Genomic DNA, 14,877 nt, shown 5'->3' with positions numbered 1-14,877 from the left:
AAAGCGTGAGCACTACTCCCGACGCGCCGTCCGCCGTGACCCCTACGGTCTCCGACCTGCTCTGCTTCGACCTCTACACGACGTCGCGGGCGGTCACCGGCTTCTACCGGCCGATCCTCGACAAGGCGGGCATCACCTACCCGCAGTTCCTGGTGATGCTGCTGCTGTGGGAGCGGGACTCGAGGCCGATCCGGGAGCTCGTGCACGAACTCGACCTGGAGTACAGCACGCTCTCCCCGTTGATCAAGCGGCTGGAGAAGAGCGGCCTGCTGGTGCGCGTCACGCACCCCGACGACGAGCGCTCGGTGCTCGTGCAGCTCACGGACAAGGGTCGTGACCTGCGGTGGATCGGTGCCGAGATGTTCAATCAGCTCGGCCAGGCGCTCGGCATGACGCTGGAGGAGATCACTGTTCTCCGCAAGGCGCTGAACCGGGTCAAGCACGGCGCCGAGCGCCAGTGAGCTGAAACACATCGCGTGCGAGGTAACTCGTCGGGTAACTTACATCGTGCACGACCTAATCGAGCGCGATGCACCACCGCATGGTGGCCGACGAGAGAGTGAGAGACCAATGCGAGTTCGCAAGGTGTTCGCGGTTCTGGGAACGCTGCTGGCGCTGGCCGCCGTTGTTCCGTCCGGCGCCGGTGCCGCGGAGGAGACCGAGAAGCAGGGCACCAAGAAGCCGACCATCGTGCTGGTGCATGGTGCGTTCGCCGACGCCTCCAGCTGGAACGGTGTCGTGGAACGCCTGCAGCGCAAGGGATTCCCGGTCGTCGCGGTCGCGAACCCGCTCAGGTCCGTCACCGGCGACGCGAACTACCTGCGCAAGGTGCTCGCCTCGATCGAGGGCCCGATCGTCCTCGCCGGGCACTCCTACGGCGGCATGGTCGGGTCGCAGGCGGCGCTCGGCAACCCGAACGTGAAGTCGCTCGTCTACGTCGCGGCGTTCGCGCCGGAGAAGGGCGAGAGCGCTCTCGAACTGTCGAACAAGTTCCCGGGCAGCACCCTCGGCGACACGCTGTCCGCCATCGACATCGGTGACGGCAGCAAGGACTTGACGATCCAGCAGGACAAGTACTGGCAGCAGTTCGCGGCCGACGTGTCCCGCAAGGACGCGACGCTGGCGGCGGCGACACAACGGCCGATCAACGACACCGCGCTGGCCGAGAAGGCCGGCGAGCCCGCGTGGCACACCATCCCCTCGTACTTCGTGGTGGCGGGCAAGGACAAGAACATCCCGATCGCCGCGCAGAAGTGGATGGCCGAGCGCGCCCACGCCCGTGCGGTCGTCGAGGTCCGGGGCGCCTCGCACTCGGTGGCGGTGTCGCAGCCGGACACCGTGGCCGACCTGATCGTGCGCGCCGCGCGGTAGTTCTGACGACGAAAGACGGGGAATCCGGGACGCGGGCAGGGGCGTCCCGGATTCCCCGCGTTCTCAGGGCTTCGCGAGCGTGCAGCCGGGCAGCGCCAGGTTCAGCGTCGTGCCGGAGCCGAAGCAGGAGACGAAGCCGAAGGTCTGCTGGCCGTAGTTGGTGCCCTTGCGAACGGTGATCTTGCCGCCGGCGTCGACCTCGCACGGGTTGTTCATCGTGCAGCGGCCGCCGCTCTCGTTGCCGGTGTTGTTGACGCCGACGACCTTGCCGCTCGCGTTGTCGATGATCGGCGAGCCCGACGTGCCGCCGATGGTGTCGCACGAGGGCGTGTAGCGCAGCGAGTCACGCCACGTCCAGCTCGCTTCCTTGACCTGGTGGACGAAGTCGTCGATCTGGCAGGAGTAGATCTTCTTCCAGTACCCGGAGACGATCCGGATCTCGGTCCTCACGGCGGGGCGCGAAGCCGACAGTTCGAGCGCGCGGCCGCCGTGCTGCTGCTGGATCTGCTGGTACGTCGAGTCGAGCCGGTAGAGCGCGGCATCGGTGCCGGTCATCGTCGCGTAGACGATCTTGGAGCTCTTCAGCTTCCCGATCTCCGCACCGGAGCCGCCGAGCAACGTGAAGGTGCGGTCCACCGGCTTGTCGACGAACACCTGGCCCGGCTTCATGAGCTCGACGCAGTGGCCGTTCGTGAGGACGAGCGCCTGGTCCGAGGGGATCGAGGAAGGCAGGCGGACGAGCGAGCCGGAGCAGTTGCTGAGTTTCACCGCGCCGGTGAAGTCGACGGCGGCCTGTGCCGGTGTCGTCGTCACGCCGAGTACGGCGATCGCTGCGAACAGGGTGCCGGCGAGTCGTCGTGCCATGTACGGATCGTAGTCGCTTCGCTACCTTCGGGAGTCGGCTGACTGGCCGATCGTCACTCGATCGAGTGACGCTGCCGGGTGGCGCTAACGGGTAAAGCAGACCAGTCGACGTCGTGGTCACACATCGCAACCGCCAGGAGCCGTGATGACCTATCCGCCGCCCGTCTACACCCCGCCTCCGGCCGCACCGCAGAGACCCACAAGATTCGGTGCGCTCGCCTGGGCCGCGGTGATCCTCGGGATCGTCGGTGTCGTCGGCTCGTGGGTCATCTTCCTCAACAACCTCACGGCGATCGCCGCGTTCGTCGGGATCGTGCTCGGCGTCATCGCGTTGTTCGGCACCCGCAAAGTTCTCGCGACGGTCGGTGTCGTCCTTTGTGTCCTGGCGATCGTCTTCACCGTGGTGGCGCAGCAGGCCGCGGTCGAGGAACTCGACAAGATCCTCAACGGTGACGTGAACCAGGGCCAGGTCGGCGCGCCCGGCGAGACCGCCCGGCAGGACGCGATCGCCGAGAATCCGACCTGGGGCAAGCGGTACTCGTGGGCGAACGGCCTCTCCGTCGACGTCGCCGCACCGGTCGCGTGCACGCCCGGCCAGTACGCGGCGCCGCCGAACATCGCCCGCGCGGTGAAGTTCGAGATCACCATCACGAACGGGACGAGCGCCGCGTTCGAGACCGCGCTGATGTCGGTCGGCACCGACGCGCAGTTCAACGGGCAGAAGGCCGACATGGTGTTCGACAGCAGCGGCGGCTGCGACAGCACGTTCGACTCGGCGACCGTGCTGCCGGGCAAGACCTACACCTTCCACGTCGCGTACGCGGTCGGCGCGCAGCCCGGTGAGATGCAGCTCGTGTTCGAGCCGACCTTCAACTCCGACAAGGCGGCGTTCGTCGGCCAGGCGTAAACCGTTCGCTCGCGGGCGCGTGAGCGGGATACAAATCAGGGCATGTTGCGCAAGTACCCGCGAACGCCCCACCTGGAGGGCTCGCGCCTGCAACCGGGCGACGAGGACCTCGACCAGGTGCCGTTCCGCGCGATCGCGGGACGGCACCTCGTCGTCGAGGAGAAGCTCGACGGTGCCAACGCGGGCATCAGCTTCGACTCCGGCGGTGTGCTGAAACTCCAGTCACGCGGCCATTTCCTCGCGGGCGGGCCGCGGGAACGGCAGTTCGCACCGTTGAAGGCGTGGGCCGCGACGCACCAGGGCGTGCTGTGGGAGAGGCTCGGCACGCGGTACGTGCTCTACGGGGAATGGTTGTACGCCAAGCACACCGTGTTCTACGACGCGCTGCCGCACCACTTCTGCGAGTTCGACCTGCTCGACCGCTCTTCCGGGGAGTTCCTGTCCACACCGGAACGTCGCCGGGTGCTCGCCGGCACGCCGGTGGTGTCCGTGCCGGTGCTGCACGAGGGGCCGTTGCTTCGGTTGAAAGACCTCACCGCGTTGATCGGCCCGTCCCTGTGCCGCACTCCGGGGTGGCGTGACGCGCTGGTGGAGGCGGCACGAGCGGCAGGGCAGGACCCGGAAGTCGTTGTCGCGGAGACGGATTCGGACGACGACATGGAAGGCCTCTACATCAAGGTGGAGGAGGACGGGCGCACGGTCGAGCGCTACAAGTGGGTACGGCCGACGTTCGTCACCGCCGTGCTGGACTCGGGCAGCCACTGGCAGGACCGCCCGATCCTGCCGAACCGGGTGGTGGCCCGTGTTTGAGCAACTCTGCCCCACGGGTCCGCACTGGACTCTCGACTGGGACGCCGTCCGCTCGGCGTTCCCCTGGGTGCGCGCAATGGAAGGCGTACCGCAGGATCCGGTGCACCACGCCGAAGGTGACGTCGCCACGCACACCCGGATGGCCTGCGAGGCCCTGGTGTCGCTGCCCGAATGGCGCGCGCGTCCCGAACCGGACCGCGTGCGGTTGTTCGCGACGGTGCTGCTGCACGACGCCGCGAAGCCGTTCCGCACGCAGATCGCGGACGGCCGCGTCACCGCGCACGGACACTCGCGCGCCGGAGATCTGCTGGCGCGCAAGCTGCTGTGGGAGATGGGACGCCCGATCGCCTGGCGCGAGCACGTCGCCGCGCTGATCCGGCACCACCAGGTACCGTTCTGGGCACTGGAACGCCCCGACCTCGACCGCATCGCGTTCCGGGTGAGCCTGCTCGCGCGCAACGACGACCTCGCGACGCTCGCCCGCGCCGACATCCTCGGCCGGATCTGCGGCGACGCAGCCTCGGTGCTGGACAACATCGCGCTGTTCGAGGAGTACTGCCGCGAACGCGACTGCCTCGACCGGCCGCGCGCCTTCCCGTCCGATCACGCCCGCTTCCAGTACTTCCGCACGCCCGGCCGCGACCCGGACTACGCCGCCTACGACGACACGCGCGTCGAGGTGACGGTGTTGTCCGGCCTGCCGGGAGTCGGCAAGGACCACTGGATCGCCCAGCACCGGCCGGGCTGGCGCGTGGTGAGTCTCGACACGGTGCGTTCCCGGCTCGGCATCGCGCCCGACGGCGACCAGCGCGCGGTGGCCGCCGCGGCGTTCGAGGAAGCCCGCGTGCTCCTGCGGGCGGGGGAGCGGTTCGTCTGGAACGCGACTAACATCTCCCAGCAAATTCGCGAGCGCTGCATCGGACTCGCGGCCGACTACCACGCCCGGATCACCCTGATCGGTCTCGAAGCGCCGAAGAACGTGATCCACGCTCGCAACCGCGTCCGTCCGGAACCGGTACCGGCCGCCGTGATCGACCGGCTCGCCGGCAAGTGGGAGGCGGTCGACCCCACCGAGGCGCACACCGTTGAACGGGTGGACACGGCACCGGCCTCGACGCGTCTGTAAGCCGCCGCAGACAGCCTCGGGTCGCGCTCCAAGATCCATATATCGGTTCGGCCGGGTCCGGCCCTGCTCGGCCGGTTCGCACGCTCACCTTGATTATGTCAACCCGTCACCCCTGCTGAACTGGCCCTTAGCAATGAGTCTTTGGACTTCGTCGTCAAAAGAGTCGTTGCAAGGGGTGGATGAGGTGCGCCCGGCGGGCTGCGGAGGCCCGCCGGGCGCTGACGTATCGGTTGGCGAGGGCGACAGCCGATATATCGGTGGGCAAGCGGTCAGCGACGGTGTTCGCCGTGGTGGCCGATGGCTCGGACGAGCCAGAGCGTGCCCGCGCCGGCGACGACGAGGACGGCGATGCCGGTGAGGAAGCCGACGCTCGTGGACGAGTCGTCGGGCTGGGGCGGTGGGCTGCTGTTGGACTTCTGCTGCGCGATGGGCGGGACGTTCGTCATCTGCAGCGAGTTCGCCTTCACCAGGCCGGTGCCCTCCAGCAGGAGCATGTGCTTGAGCAGGAGGGTCAGGGCGGTCTGAGCGGCGATGCGCGCGGGGACGTTCTTGGTCGTCGCGCGGGCGTGGGCGACCTGGGTGATGAGCGAGCCGTCGGCGGCGCGGGACAGGTTCGCGTACATGCGGTCGAGCTCGTCGCCGGAACTGGACGAGATGGCGTTCGCCCACGACTTCTGTTCCGTCGTCGGTTCGACCGGGAGGTCCACGCCGATCTGCCGGGCGGCCTCGGTGACCGCCTGAGTCAGCTGGGTGTGCTCGGCGGCGAGCTGGCCCGCGACCTTGCGGACCTTCGCGTCACGGGCGCGATCGGAGCTCTCGCGGCTGGACGGTTTCTGCCAAAGCGAATGCTGGGTGAGCATCACGAGCAATTCCCGGTCAGACGGTTCGACGTTCTGACCGATGACGCGGACCGAGTTCACCTGTGCCTTGGCCGTCACCAATTCGAGTGCCGACGGATCGACCCTGCCGGTGTTCTCCAGAACCGTCATTGTACGAATCAGCATTTGCACGGTCTGGTGGGCGAGTGTGCGAATTGCGGTGTTCTGCGTTGTTGCTCGCGTTTGCACGGACATGACGAGAAGGCCGCCCTGGGTCTGCCGGACGATCGTCGCGTAGGCGCGGTCGTGGTTGTCGCCGGTGCGTTGCGCCATCTCGTCGATGAGCGCCTGGTGCTCACTGCTGACGTCGTTCGGCAGGACCACGCCGAGTCCTTCGGCGGATTTCAGGAGGTCGATGTCGAGTCGTGAATGCCCTTCGAAGATGTCCCGTCCGGAGTTGCCTATCCCTGTGTTCGTAGTCCGTGCCGGAGCTTCTTTGCTCACCGGTATCAACCAAGAGTTTGCTTGGCGCAGAGATACCATGAATGAGCGGTCTGACGGCTGTACTTCTGTCGATTGCGCATTGGCTGGGACGACTCCGATGAAAGCCCCCAGAAATACGACAGACAGGATGGTAAACAGCGCTGCGTGCTGTCCCAGCGTGCCCAACCGGTGACGCATAGTGCCCGTTCCCTCCCGTGATCGAGCTGCCTTCAAAGGTGATACGCGCAGGTGAGGTCAGGGTTCACGGGTGCACTCAGGCTCCTATGTGACGTGCATCACACCTTGATCTGCGAACCATTCGGACTGAATTTACGTACCCGAGAGGTTTTCGCGTTCGGGATGTACTATCTGTAGGATTCCACGCTCGGCCACCGAGTCGCTAGGTCTGCCGCCCGAAGCGAACCCGTCGCCGATATCTGGGGAGGTCGTCAGCTTCATGGGTGATCAGGGCAAGGTCGCACAAGCCCACCAGGACGAAGAATTGCTCACGCTGCTCTACGGTCAGTTTCAGCGGATGCTGTTCTCGCAGGTCCTGTGCCTGACCAACTACGACCGCCAGTGGACGGAAGACGTTGTTCAGGAGACGTTGATCAGGGCTTGGCAGAACTCCGCACATCTCGTTCGTGAACCCGGGATGTTGCGTGGTTGGCTTTGTACTGTGGCTCGTCGCATTGTGATCGACGGATGGCGAAGCCGACAGGCGCGCCCGCAGGAAGTCGAATTGTTGCGTCCGGACATCGCCGAATCTCCGGACGACACCGAACAGACACTTTCAGTGATGGTCATTACCGATGTAGTACGCCAATTGAGTGACGAACACCGTTCAGCCATCTACGAAACGTATGTCATGGGGCGAACGGTGAGGGAGGCCGCGATCGTTCTCGGAATTCCCGAAGGAACCGTCAAGTCCCGGCTGTACAAGGCGATGCACACGATCCGCCGGGCGCTGCAGGACAGGAGCTAGTGATGGTGACCCGTCAACCACATCACGAGCACGTGGGAGCAGGAGCAGGACAAGATCAAGACGACGAAAACCGCACGAGCCCGGAAGGGCCGTGCGGCGATGTCGCGGGGTACGCGCTGGGTGTGCTCGACCCGGCCGAGCACGTGATGTTCTCCCGGCACCTAGCCGGGTGCGAAGACTGCCGGCGCGACGTGGCCGACTTCGGCACGTTCGCGCCGATGTTGCGGCCGGTGCTGCGGGAGAACCCGCCCGGTGCGCGTCAGCCGTGCCCGATCGCCCGCAGCATCCTGCTGGTGGCGGCGGGCGTCGTGGTGGCCATCGCCGCGGTGCTGTCGGTCGTGGAGTCGCTGTCCTCGCACGCCGACCCGATCGATGTCGGCAGTCTCACTCGTGCGCAGTCCACTCACGCCCAGCCGTTTGAGCTGCTCGGCCGTGTGTAACTCTCGCTGCGACACGGAGCGGGGGCCGGCGAGCAGGCAGGCGAGGCGGAGCCATCCGCGCACCAGCCTGGCCACGATCATCACTCGCTCCCGCTCACCACTGCGAACAGCTCACAGTTCCGTTCACCGTTACCTGTGGGTAAGTTTGCCCGACGACGAAGCGCAGGTCTTTACGGTCGCTACCGAAGGAACCACCGAACCTTCGACCTGCGGTCCTCTCGGTACCGAAGGCAGGGGTAGACAGAGGTGACATCTCCACTGCTCGGCCGGGACGCGGAACTCGCGACTCTCGGACGTTTGCTGGACGACGCTGTGCGGGGGACGGGCTCCTGCGTGGTCGTGACCGGCGGGTTCGGCATCGGCAAGACGGCGCTGCTCGACGCGCTCGCCGCCGAGGCCCGCGGACGCGGGTTCACCGTCCGCCTGGCCAAGAGCGCCCGCCTGGAGAGCCACCTCCCCGGTGCCGTGGTGCGTCAGCTCGCGCCGTGCCTCGCCAACGAGCACGACCTGGAAGAGCTGTACGCGCGCGCCGCGAATTCCGCCCGCAAGGCGCCGATCCTCATGGTCATCGACGACGTGCACGTCGCCGACACCTTCTCCAAGCGCGCGCTCGCGTACCTGCGTCCACGACTGCAGCAGATGCAGGTCGTCATCGCACTGGGTGCGTCCCAGGGCTACCTCAACATCGACGAGGTCACGCTGCCCGAGATCGCCGGTGCCCACCCGCACCGGATCGATCTCGCCGGCCTCGACGTCGCGGCCATCGAAAGCCTCACCGACACCTTCCCCGGCCGTGACGCGCGGCGTTGCCACGAGCTCACCGGCGGCAACCCCTACCTGCTCCAGGCCTTGCTGCGCGAGGAAGGCGAGGGGTCGGCGGCCGTCGGCGAGATGATCGGCATGCGGCTGCGCGAGTACACCGGAGCCGCCGAGGTCGCCCGATCCGCGGCCGTCCTGGACGGTGACGCGGGCCTCGAACTGCTGTCCGCGCTCACCGGCTTCGACGCGCTGCCCGCCGTCGACACGCTGGTCCGCCTCGGCGTGCTCGCCGACACCGACCCGCTGACGTTCCGGTATCCGTTCGTGCGCAACAGCATCCTGGCCGACATGCCGATCGCCGTCCGTTCCGCCGCGCACGCCCGCGCCGCCTGGCTGCTGTTCGAGTCGGACGCTCCGGACGAGCGCGTCGCCGAGCACGTGCTGAAGGCCAGATCCGTGCGCTTGCCGTGGTCCGTCGACGTGCTGCGCGAGGTCGGCGGCGTCGAGCACCTGGAACGGGCGCTCGAAGAGCACCTGTCCGATGAGGACCGGCTGGCGATCGAGGTCGAGCTCGGTCACACGGAACACCTGCAGGACAACGCACTGGGTCGAGATCGCGTCCGCGACGCCCTGGTGCAGTGCGAGGACCCGAACCTCGCCGCGAACGTGGCGCTGTCGTTGATCCGGCGCATGTGCATGGGCTCGGACGCGCACTTCGCGGTCTCGCTGGCGATCATGGTCGTCGCCCGGCTGCTGCCGGAGGACCGGGACAAGGTCTGGAACCTCGTCTGCACCACCTATCTCCTGGCCGCCAACCGCGACGCGCACATGGCCAACTGCGCCGGCAGGTACTTCGACGACCTGGTCGGCGACGTCCCGAAGGACCCGAATCTCAAACGCGCCCGGTCGGCGTTGCTCGCGGTCGGCAACGCCCGCAGCGGCGACTCGTACTCCGAAGCCGTCGAGTACGCGCTGGAAGCACTCGAAGGCGACTGGGTCGACGTCTTCGGCGAGCCCTACATCTTCACGTTCATGGTGCCGGTGCTCGGTGACGATCCCGAGCACATCAACAAGTTCTGGCTCTCGCACAGCACCGCGCCGGTCTCGCACGACCCGCACCTGCGTCGCGGGATGCTCAGCATGATCGCCCGTGCCTCGACCTTCCACAACAGCGGCGATCTGGCCCGCGCGTACACGTTCCTGACGCCGCCGGTGTCGACCGGCAACAGGGACTGCCCCGCCGTCGTGCTCGCGACCGCGAAGCTGGCCGAGGTCTGCATCGAGATGGGGCAGTTCGACGAGGCCGCCCCGCTCGTCGCCGAGGACGGCAACTTGTTGCAACACATCAACATCGTCTTCGCCCGAGGCCGGCTCAAGCTCGCGTCCTGTCACGCGGAGGGCGCGCTGGAGGACCTGCTGGAGGCGGGCCGGCGGCTCGCCACCCGCGAGATGCCCAACCCCGCGCTGATGGCGTGGCGGCACCACGCCGTGCGCGCCTACCTGGCACTCGGCAACCGTGACGACGCCGCCCGGCTGGCGCACGAGGAACTCGACCTGGCCAAGCGGTGGGGTTCCCCGAGGGTGATCGGGACCGCGTTGATGAGCGTCGGCATGAGCACCGATGACATCGACGTTCTCGTTGAGGCGGAACAGATTCTCGGCTCGTCACCGCACCGGCTGCTGCACGCCCAGTCGTCCTACTGGCTCGGCCACCACCTGCGCCGCAAGGGCCGCACCGAGGCTGCGGCCCCGCACCTGCGCAAGGCGTTCGAACTGGCCCGTCAACTGAGCGCGCACCCGCTGGCCAAGCTCGCGGGCGACGAGGTCCGCGACGAGGACGACCAGGTGCAGGGCCTGACCAAGCAGGAGAACAGGGTCGCCAGGATGGCGGCGCAGGGCCTCACGAACCGGCAGATCGCCGAAGCCCTGCACCTCACCCGCCGCACCGTCGAACTGCACCTGTCGAGCGCCTACCGCAAGCTCGGCATCACGGGACGAGCTGAGCTCGTCGCCGCCTTGTGGTCCTGACCGCGATCAGCAGCCCCGCCAGCAACGCCATCATGATCACGGTGACGACCGACGACAGCACCAGGAACTCGTTGAGCCTGCCGCCCGCGAGGTAGGCGCCGAGCGCGACCGCGACGATCGCGCACACGGCACGGTCCATGATGGACTCCATCGACAGAAGCGTTGCGCGGTAGCGGGAGTCCGGAATCGCGTCGTTGAGCAGCTTCTTCTGGATGGGGAAGCTCATCCCCGCAGTCACGGAGAACAGGCACAGCAGCACGATCGTCACGACACCGCCGGACGGCACGATGAACCCGATCGCCAGCGCCATCACGACGGTCAGCAGGAACACCGACCTCGCCGACCCGATCCGGCGCGACAGCCAGTGCGGGCGGGCGGCCGCGATCGCCTCGAAGATCGTCATCGCGGCCAGCACGGAGCCGTACCAGCCGACCGAGACGTCCTTCGACTCCAGCACCGGCTGGAACAGGTTCACCTGCAGGATCCGCACCAGCGTGAACATCGCGATGCCCTGGATCATCAGCAACAGCAGCCAGCGCGACGTCCTGAGCGAACCGAACGCGCCGCCGACGCCCGCGAGCAGCTTCGCCGTCTTGCCCTCCGGGCGTTGCCAGCCCGGAATCGGCGGCAGCCGCAGCGCCAGCACGACGGCGATCGCGGCGTTGATCGCGGTGAGCCAGTACGGCGACGGCATGTTCCACTGCATCAGCAGGCCGATCACCGGCCAGTACACGATCTTGCCGACCAGGCTGTACGACCGTCCGACCCCCTCGACCTTCAGATAGAGGTGCCCGGCGTCGTGCGCGTGGAGGTACTCGTACAGGTACGCGCTCTGAGCACCGGAGATCAACGACCTCGCCAGCGCGATCAGCAGGAAGTGCACCAGGAACCCGGTGTAGTTCCCCGCGAGCACCGGCACCAGGTTCGCGACGACCAGCACGCTCGCGCCGAGCCACAGCGACGTGCGGTAGTCGAAGCGGTCCGCGACCATGCCGGTCGGGATCTCCAGCAGGCAGAACGCGATGTAGTAGATCGACTGGATGCCGAAGATCTCGGCGTCGCTGAGCCCGAGCTGCTTCTGGTACTCGTAGAAGACCGGGATCCACAGCAGCAGCCCGAAGAAGAACTGGAAGCCGTACGTCAGGCGGACGGCACGCGCCACATCCGGAGTCGCCGGTACGCGAAGACCCAGCATCAGATCGAGTACGGCCGCAGCTGCAGGACGTACAGGACGTCGTCGGTGGCGAGCCACTCGATGTCGACCGGCGAGTCGAACGTGTAGTCCGGCGAGAAGTGCGCCTGCAGCAGCCGTCCGACGATCGCGAGCCGTTGCAACTGGGCGTGGGCCTTGATGCCGAGATCTTCTTTCGCGTCACCGAGGGAGACCGTGCGGCCGCCACCCTCCACAGTGGAGTAGAGGTACTGCATCGGCTGCTTCGAGCCTTCGACGACGTCGGTGACGTTCGGCGAGACGTTGACGTAGACGTTGCGGAAGTCGTTGCGGTTCATCGGGTTCGTGGTGACCATGACCCCGCCGAAGTCGGCCCTGACCTGCTCCTGGATCACGACGCCCATGAAGCAGTCGTCCAGCGAGATGCCCGCCTGCTGCCGGAGCCGCACGCTGCGGACGGACACGAGAGACGCCCACACCTCCTTGACCGACTCCACGATCTTCTCGGCAGTGGTCACGTGGTTGTACGACTCGTAGATGCCCGCGGCGGAGAACCCGGCGAGGTCCTCGGCGTTCGACGAGCTGCGCACCACGAACGTCCGCACACCCGCGAGGTTCTCGACCAGCGCGGTGTCCAGTTCGGACAGCAGGTAGTCCGGCACGCGGGTCTTGCGGATCAGCTGCTGCAGCTCGACGCACAACGGCTCGATCTCGCGGGCGTTGAGCTCCAGTGCCATCTTCAGCTTGCCGATGGCCTGCTGGATCTTCGGCGACGACTCCAGGAAACCCTGGTGCATCGAGAACGGGAGGGCGACGCCGCGCGGCACCCGCACCCGTTCCGCGAGCAACTGCTGGGCGGCGGCGAGCAGATCGTCGTCCTCGGTCTTGTTCAGCAACTTCGCCAAATAGGGCATGAGGTTGTCGCGTGGCGGGCGCGGCACCGAGAAGAAGCCGAGCAGGCGGCGCGGAGACTCGGAGGCGAGCACGTGGTGCAGCTCGCCGAGGTTCGCGGCCTTCGTGCCGTAGCGGTGGCGGTCGTTGTAGCGAATCCTGCCGAGAGCGAGGATCGGGTTGTAGGTGTGCTCGGGCTCGTCGAGCGTGACGCGCTGCGCGTACCAGGCAGGCCGCTGGCCGGCGTCCTCCGGCTCGTCGATCAGCCGCAGCCCGACTTCGGCGCTGCGCGGGGACACCTCGTACTCGACCCACTGGCCGTCGAGGTTCTCCCGATCGATCAGGTCGAACGCGCCGATCTGGATGGCGTTCGGGATGGACCAGCCGGTCGCGAGGACGTTCGTGTGCGACAGGGGAGTGGTGTGCCCGGCGTTGATGATGCCGGCGAGCCGCGGAATGTCGTCGGGAACGCGATGCATCACCACGATGTCGAACCACTCCAGCGTGTTCGCGCGGTACTCCTGCTCGCTGCGGAATGCACGCAACCGGCCCTTCGTGATGCCGGGGTTCAACGCGACGAACTCGGCGGTCGAGAACAATTCATGCGCCAGGATTCGTGGAAGCCTTTCCGCGGGCAACTCCGCCACCTCCTGTTCCTGGAGATGGTTCGCCGGCTTGAAGAACAACGGCACAGCGGCGTCGACGTTCTTGCGCACCTCGGCGTAGAAGAACTCGATCATGTCCGCCGACATGGTGTCGACCTCGACCGTCTCCAGCGAGAACATCCGCCTGTCCTCGCGCTTGTGCAGCGACAGGATGCCGAGGAAGAACCGCCGGTCAGAGGCGTTGTAGAAGCTCTGGTTGAACTCGTCGATCCGCGCACGCATCTCGGGCTCGGCGATGCCCAGGATCTCGGTGCCGATGTAGATCGCGTGGAACTCGTGACGTGCGTTGTTCAGGAAGTGGATCGTCCCGTTGTGCTGGTCGACCACCACCTTGACGAATGAATAACCACCCAGACTGCCGGACAGCTGGTTGAATGCCGACATAGTCAGCTGTTCTCCGACCAACCCCGCCACGTCGGCTTCCTGGACAGCCACACCCGCTCCTCTCGTGCGTCATTGCAACGAGCAAGTGTGACACCTGGGAGTTTGGGGTTATTCCGGTTGAAATCTCAATTGGCGGCCGTTCGGTTCGCTTTCCCTCAAACCCCCGTTAATTGGAGACCGGCGTCACCTGCCGTTGGGTGAACAATCCAACGTGGTGGGACGCCGGTCTCGTGATGTGAGCCGAACTTCCGGTCCGTGATCTGGGTTACCCCAGCTGGACGGACTCCCGGGCGAGGGTCTCGACGCGCTCCCAGTCGCCCTTCGCGAGGGCGTCCTTCGGGGCCAGCCACGAGCCGCCGACGCAGCCGACGTTGGCCAGCGCGAGGTAGCTCGGCGCGCTCTGCGGCGTGATGCCGCCCGTCGGGCAGAACCGCACGTGCGGGACCGGGCCGCCGATCGACTTCAGGTAGTCGACGCCACCCGCCGCCTCCGCCGGGAAGAACTTCAGCGCGGTCAGCCCGCGCTCGGCCAGCCGCAGCACCTCGGACACCGTCGCCGCGCCGGGCAGGTAGGGCAGTCCGGTCGCGTCGGCGGCGTCGAGCACCCGGTCGGTCGTGCCGGGGGTGACGAGGAACGCCGCCCCGGCCTTCGCCGCCTGCTCCGCGTGCTCCGGCGCTGTGACGGTGCCCGCGCCGATCACGATCTCCGGCACCTCGCGCGCGACGTTCTCGATCGCGGCGAGCGCGGCAGGGGTGCGCAGCGTGAGCTCGATGACGCGAACGCCCCCGCGCAGCAGTGCCTGGGCGAGTGGCACCGCGTGGTCGGCGTCGTCGACCACGACGACGGGGATGACGGGCGACAGCGCGAGCAGGTCCGCCCCGGTGGTCACCCGAAGATTGTCACCGTTGGTCACGAGTGCACTCCTTGCCAGATCTCTTGGCCAGATCTCTTGATCGAAAACCGATATATCGCAGACCGTCCTTGTGCTCGTCCTGCCCACCCCGGATGCAAAAAACGTTTGCGGACGAAGTCAAAAGACTCATTGCAAAGGCGGGTGGGCAGGGACGGTGAGACAGGTGGTCGGCTGCTGTGGTCGGGCTGTGCGGTCAAGCTGGACCGCCCCTGTGCAATGAGTCTTTTGCGGACGAAGTCCAAAGACTCGTTGCTAAGGGGCA

Annotated in this window: 13 protein-coding genes; 8 read left to right on the top strand and 5 right to left on the bottom strand. The window is 66.9% G+C overall.

The features are described 5' to 3' along the window. Positions 1-5: 5 nt before the first annotated feature. Together SK854_RS29270 and SK854_RS29265 are read left to right on the top strand one after the other, a co-directional pair. On the top strand, positions 6-461 hold the full coding sequence (locus tag SK854_RS29270) for a MarR family winged helix-turn-helix transcriptional regulator (protein ID WP_319978338.1): 456 nt from the start codon (positions 6-8) through the stop codon (positions 459-461). A gap of 109 nt (positions 462-570) precedes the next feature. Then, on the top strand, positions 571-1,371 hold the full coding sequence (locus SK854_RS29265; protein ID WP_319978337.1) for an alpha/beta fold hydrolase: 801 nt from the start codon (positions 571-573) through the stop codon (positions 1,369-1,371). A gap of 63 nt (positions 1,372-1,434) precedes the next feature. On the opposite strand, the gene SK854_RS29260 is transcribed toward SK854_RS29265, so the two are convergent. Further along, on the bottom strand, positions 1,435-2,235 hold the full coding sequence (locus SK854_RS29260; RefSeq protein ID WP_319978336.1) for a S1 family peptidase: 801 nt from the start codon (positions 2,233-2,235) through the stop codon (positions 1,435-1,437). A gap of 145 nt (positions 2,236-2,380) precedes the next feature. On the opposite strand from SK854_RS29260, the gene SK854_RS29255 reads away from it, so the two are divergent. The 3 genes from SK854_RS29255 to SK854_RS29245 are packed head-to-tail and all read left to right on the top strand — an operon-like array spanning position 2,381 to position 5,078. Next, a complete protein-coding gene (locus SK854_RS29255) occupies positions 2,381-3,142 on the top strand; it encodes a hypothetical protein (protein ID WP_319978335.1) in 762 nt (253 codons plus the stop codon). 42 nt (positions 3,143-3,184) lie between these two features. Continuing rightward, positions 3,185-3,952: an RNA ligase family protein gene (locus SK854_RS29250; RefSeq protein WP_319978334.1), complete on the top strand. Its 768-nt coding sequence runs from the start codon at positions 3,185-3,187 to the stop codon at positions 3,950-3,952. Next, positions 3,945-5,078 (top strand): AAA family ATPase, encoded by a 1,134-nt coding sequence (locus SK854_RS29245; protein WP_319978333.1) that lies wholly within the window; start codon positions 3,945-3,947, stop codon positions 5,076-5,078. Before SK854_RS29250 ends, SK854_RS29245 begins: the two co-directional genes overlap by 8 nt. 269 nt (positions 5,079-5,347) lie before the next feature. On the opposite strand, the gene SK854_RS29240 is transcribed toward SK854_RS29245, so the two are convergent. After that, positions 5,348-6,577, bottom strand: coding sequence for a DUF4142 domain-containing protein (locus tag SK854_RS29240; protein ID WP_319978332.1), 1,230 nt, complete (start codon positions 6,575-6,577; stop codon positions 5,348-5,350). A gap of 259 nt (positions 6,578-6,836) precedes the next feature. Between SK854_RS29240 and SK854_RS29235 the strand changes: the two genes are divergently transcribed. The 3 genes from SK854_RS29235 (at position 6,837) to SK854_RS29225 (ending at position 10,591) form a co-directional block, all read left to right on the top strand. Beyond that, positions 6,837-7,364 (top strand): sigma-70 family RNA polymerase sigma factor, encoded by a 528-nt coding sequence (locus tag SK854_RS29235; RefSeq protein ID WP_319978331.1) that lies wholly within the window; start codon positions 6,837-6,839, stop codon positions 7,362-7,364. Between the two features lie 2 nt (positions 7,365-7,366). Next, on the top strand, positions 7,367-7,804 hold the full coding sequence (locus SK854_RS29230; protein ID WP_319978330.1) for a zf-HC2 domain-containing protein: 438 nt from the start codon (positions 7,367-7,369) through the stop codon (positions 7,802-7,804). 246 nt (positions 7,805-8,050) lie between these two features. Further along, positions 8,051-10,591 carry a helix-turn-helix transcriptional regulator gene (locus tag SK854_RS29225; RefSeq protein WP_319978329.1) on the top strand — a complete coding sequence of 847 codons (2,541 nt, stop codon included), beginning with the start codon at positions 8,051-8,053 and terminating at the stop codon, positions 10,589-10,591. Here SK854_RS29225 and SK854_RS29220 read toward each other — a convergent pair. From SK854_RS29220 to eda, 3 genes are all read right to left on the bottom strand, one after another. Next, positions 10,551-11,786 carry an MFS transporter gene (locus SK854_RS29220; protein ID WP_319978328.1) on the bottom strand — a complete coding sequence of 412 codons (1,236 nt, stop codon included), beginning with the start codon at positions 11,784-11,786 and terminating at the stop codon, positions 10,551-10,553. The two genes, SK854_RS29225 and SK854_RS29220, sit on opposite strands and share 41 nt — an antisense overlap. After that, positions 11,786-13,753, bottom strand: coding sequence for a PEP/pyruvate-binding domain-containing protein (locus tag SK854_RS29215; RefSeq protein ID WP_319978327.1), 1,968 nt, complete (start codon positions 13,751-13,753; stop codon positions 11,786-11,788). The genes SK854_RS29220 and SK854_RS29215 overlap by 1 nt, the downstream gene beginning before the upstream one ends. A gap of 214 nt (positions 13,754-13,967) precedes the next feature. Next, positions 13,968-14,591, bottom strand: a complete 624-nt coding sequence (gene eda, locus SK854_RS29210) for a bifunctional 4-hydroxy-2-oxoglutarate aldolase/2-dehydro-3-deoxy-phosphogluconate aldolase (RefSeq protein WP_319978681.1) — start codon at positions 14,589-14,591, stop codon at positions 13,968-13,970. Positions 14,592-14,877: the final 286 nt, after the last annotated feature.

Origin of the sequence: Lentzea sokolovensis (assembly GCF_033949975.1) — a bacterium.
Classification (GTDB): domain Bacteria; phylum Actinomycetota; class Actinomycetes; order Mycobacteriales; family Pseudonocardiaceae; genus Lentzea; species Lentzea sokolovensis.
This window is presented reverse-complemented; position numbering and strand designations above follow the sequence as displayed.

What these genes read in the sequence shown, in the direction of transcription:
- SK854_RS29265 (WP_319978337.1), top strand. Translation starts at nt 571, where the DNA reads ATGCGAGTTCGCAAGGTGTTCGCGGTTCTGGGAACGCTGCTGGCGCTG.
- SK854_RS29260 (WP_319978336.1), bottom strand. Translation starts at nt 2,235, where the DNA reads ATGGCACGACGACTCGCCGGCACCCTGTTCGCAGCGATCGCCGTACTC.
- SK854_RS29255 (WP_319978335.1), top strand. Translation starts at nt 2,381, where the DNA reads ATGACCTATCCGCCGCCCGTCTACACCCCGCCTCCGGCCGCACCGCAG.
- SK854_RS29250 (WP_319978334.1), top strand. Translation starts at nt 3,185, where the DNA reads ATGTTGCGCAAGTACCCGCGAACGCCCCACCTGGAGGGCTCGCGCCTG.
- SK854_RS29240 (WP_319978332.1), bottom strand. Translation starts at nt 6,577, where the DNA reads ATGCGTCACCGGTTGGGCACGCTGGGACAGCACGCAGCGCTGTTTACC.
- SK854_RS29235 (WP_319978331.1), top strand. Translation starts at nt 6,837, where the DNA reads ATGGGTGATCAGGGCAAGGTCGCACAAGCCCACCAGGACGAAGAATTG.
- SK854_RS29230 (WP_319978330.1), top strand. Translation starts at nt 7,367, where the DNA reads ATGGTGACCCGTCAACCACATCACGAGCACGTGGGAGCAGGAGCAGGA.
- SK854_RS29220 (WP_319978328.1), bottom strand. Translation starts at nt 11,786, where the DNA reads ATGCTGGGTCTTCGCGTACCGGCGACTCCGGATGTGGCGCGTGCCGTC.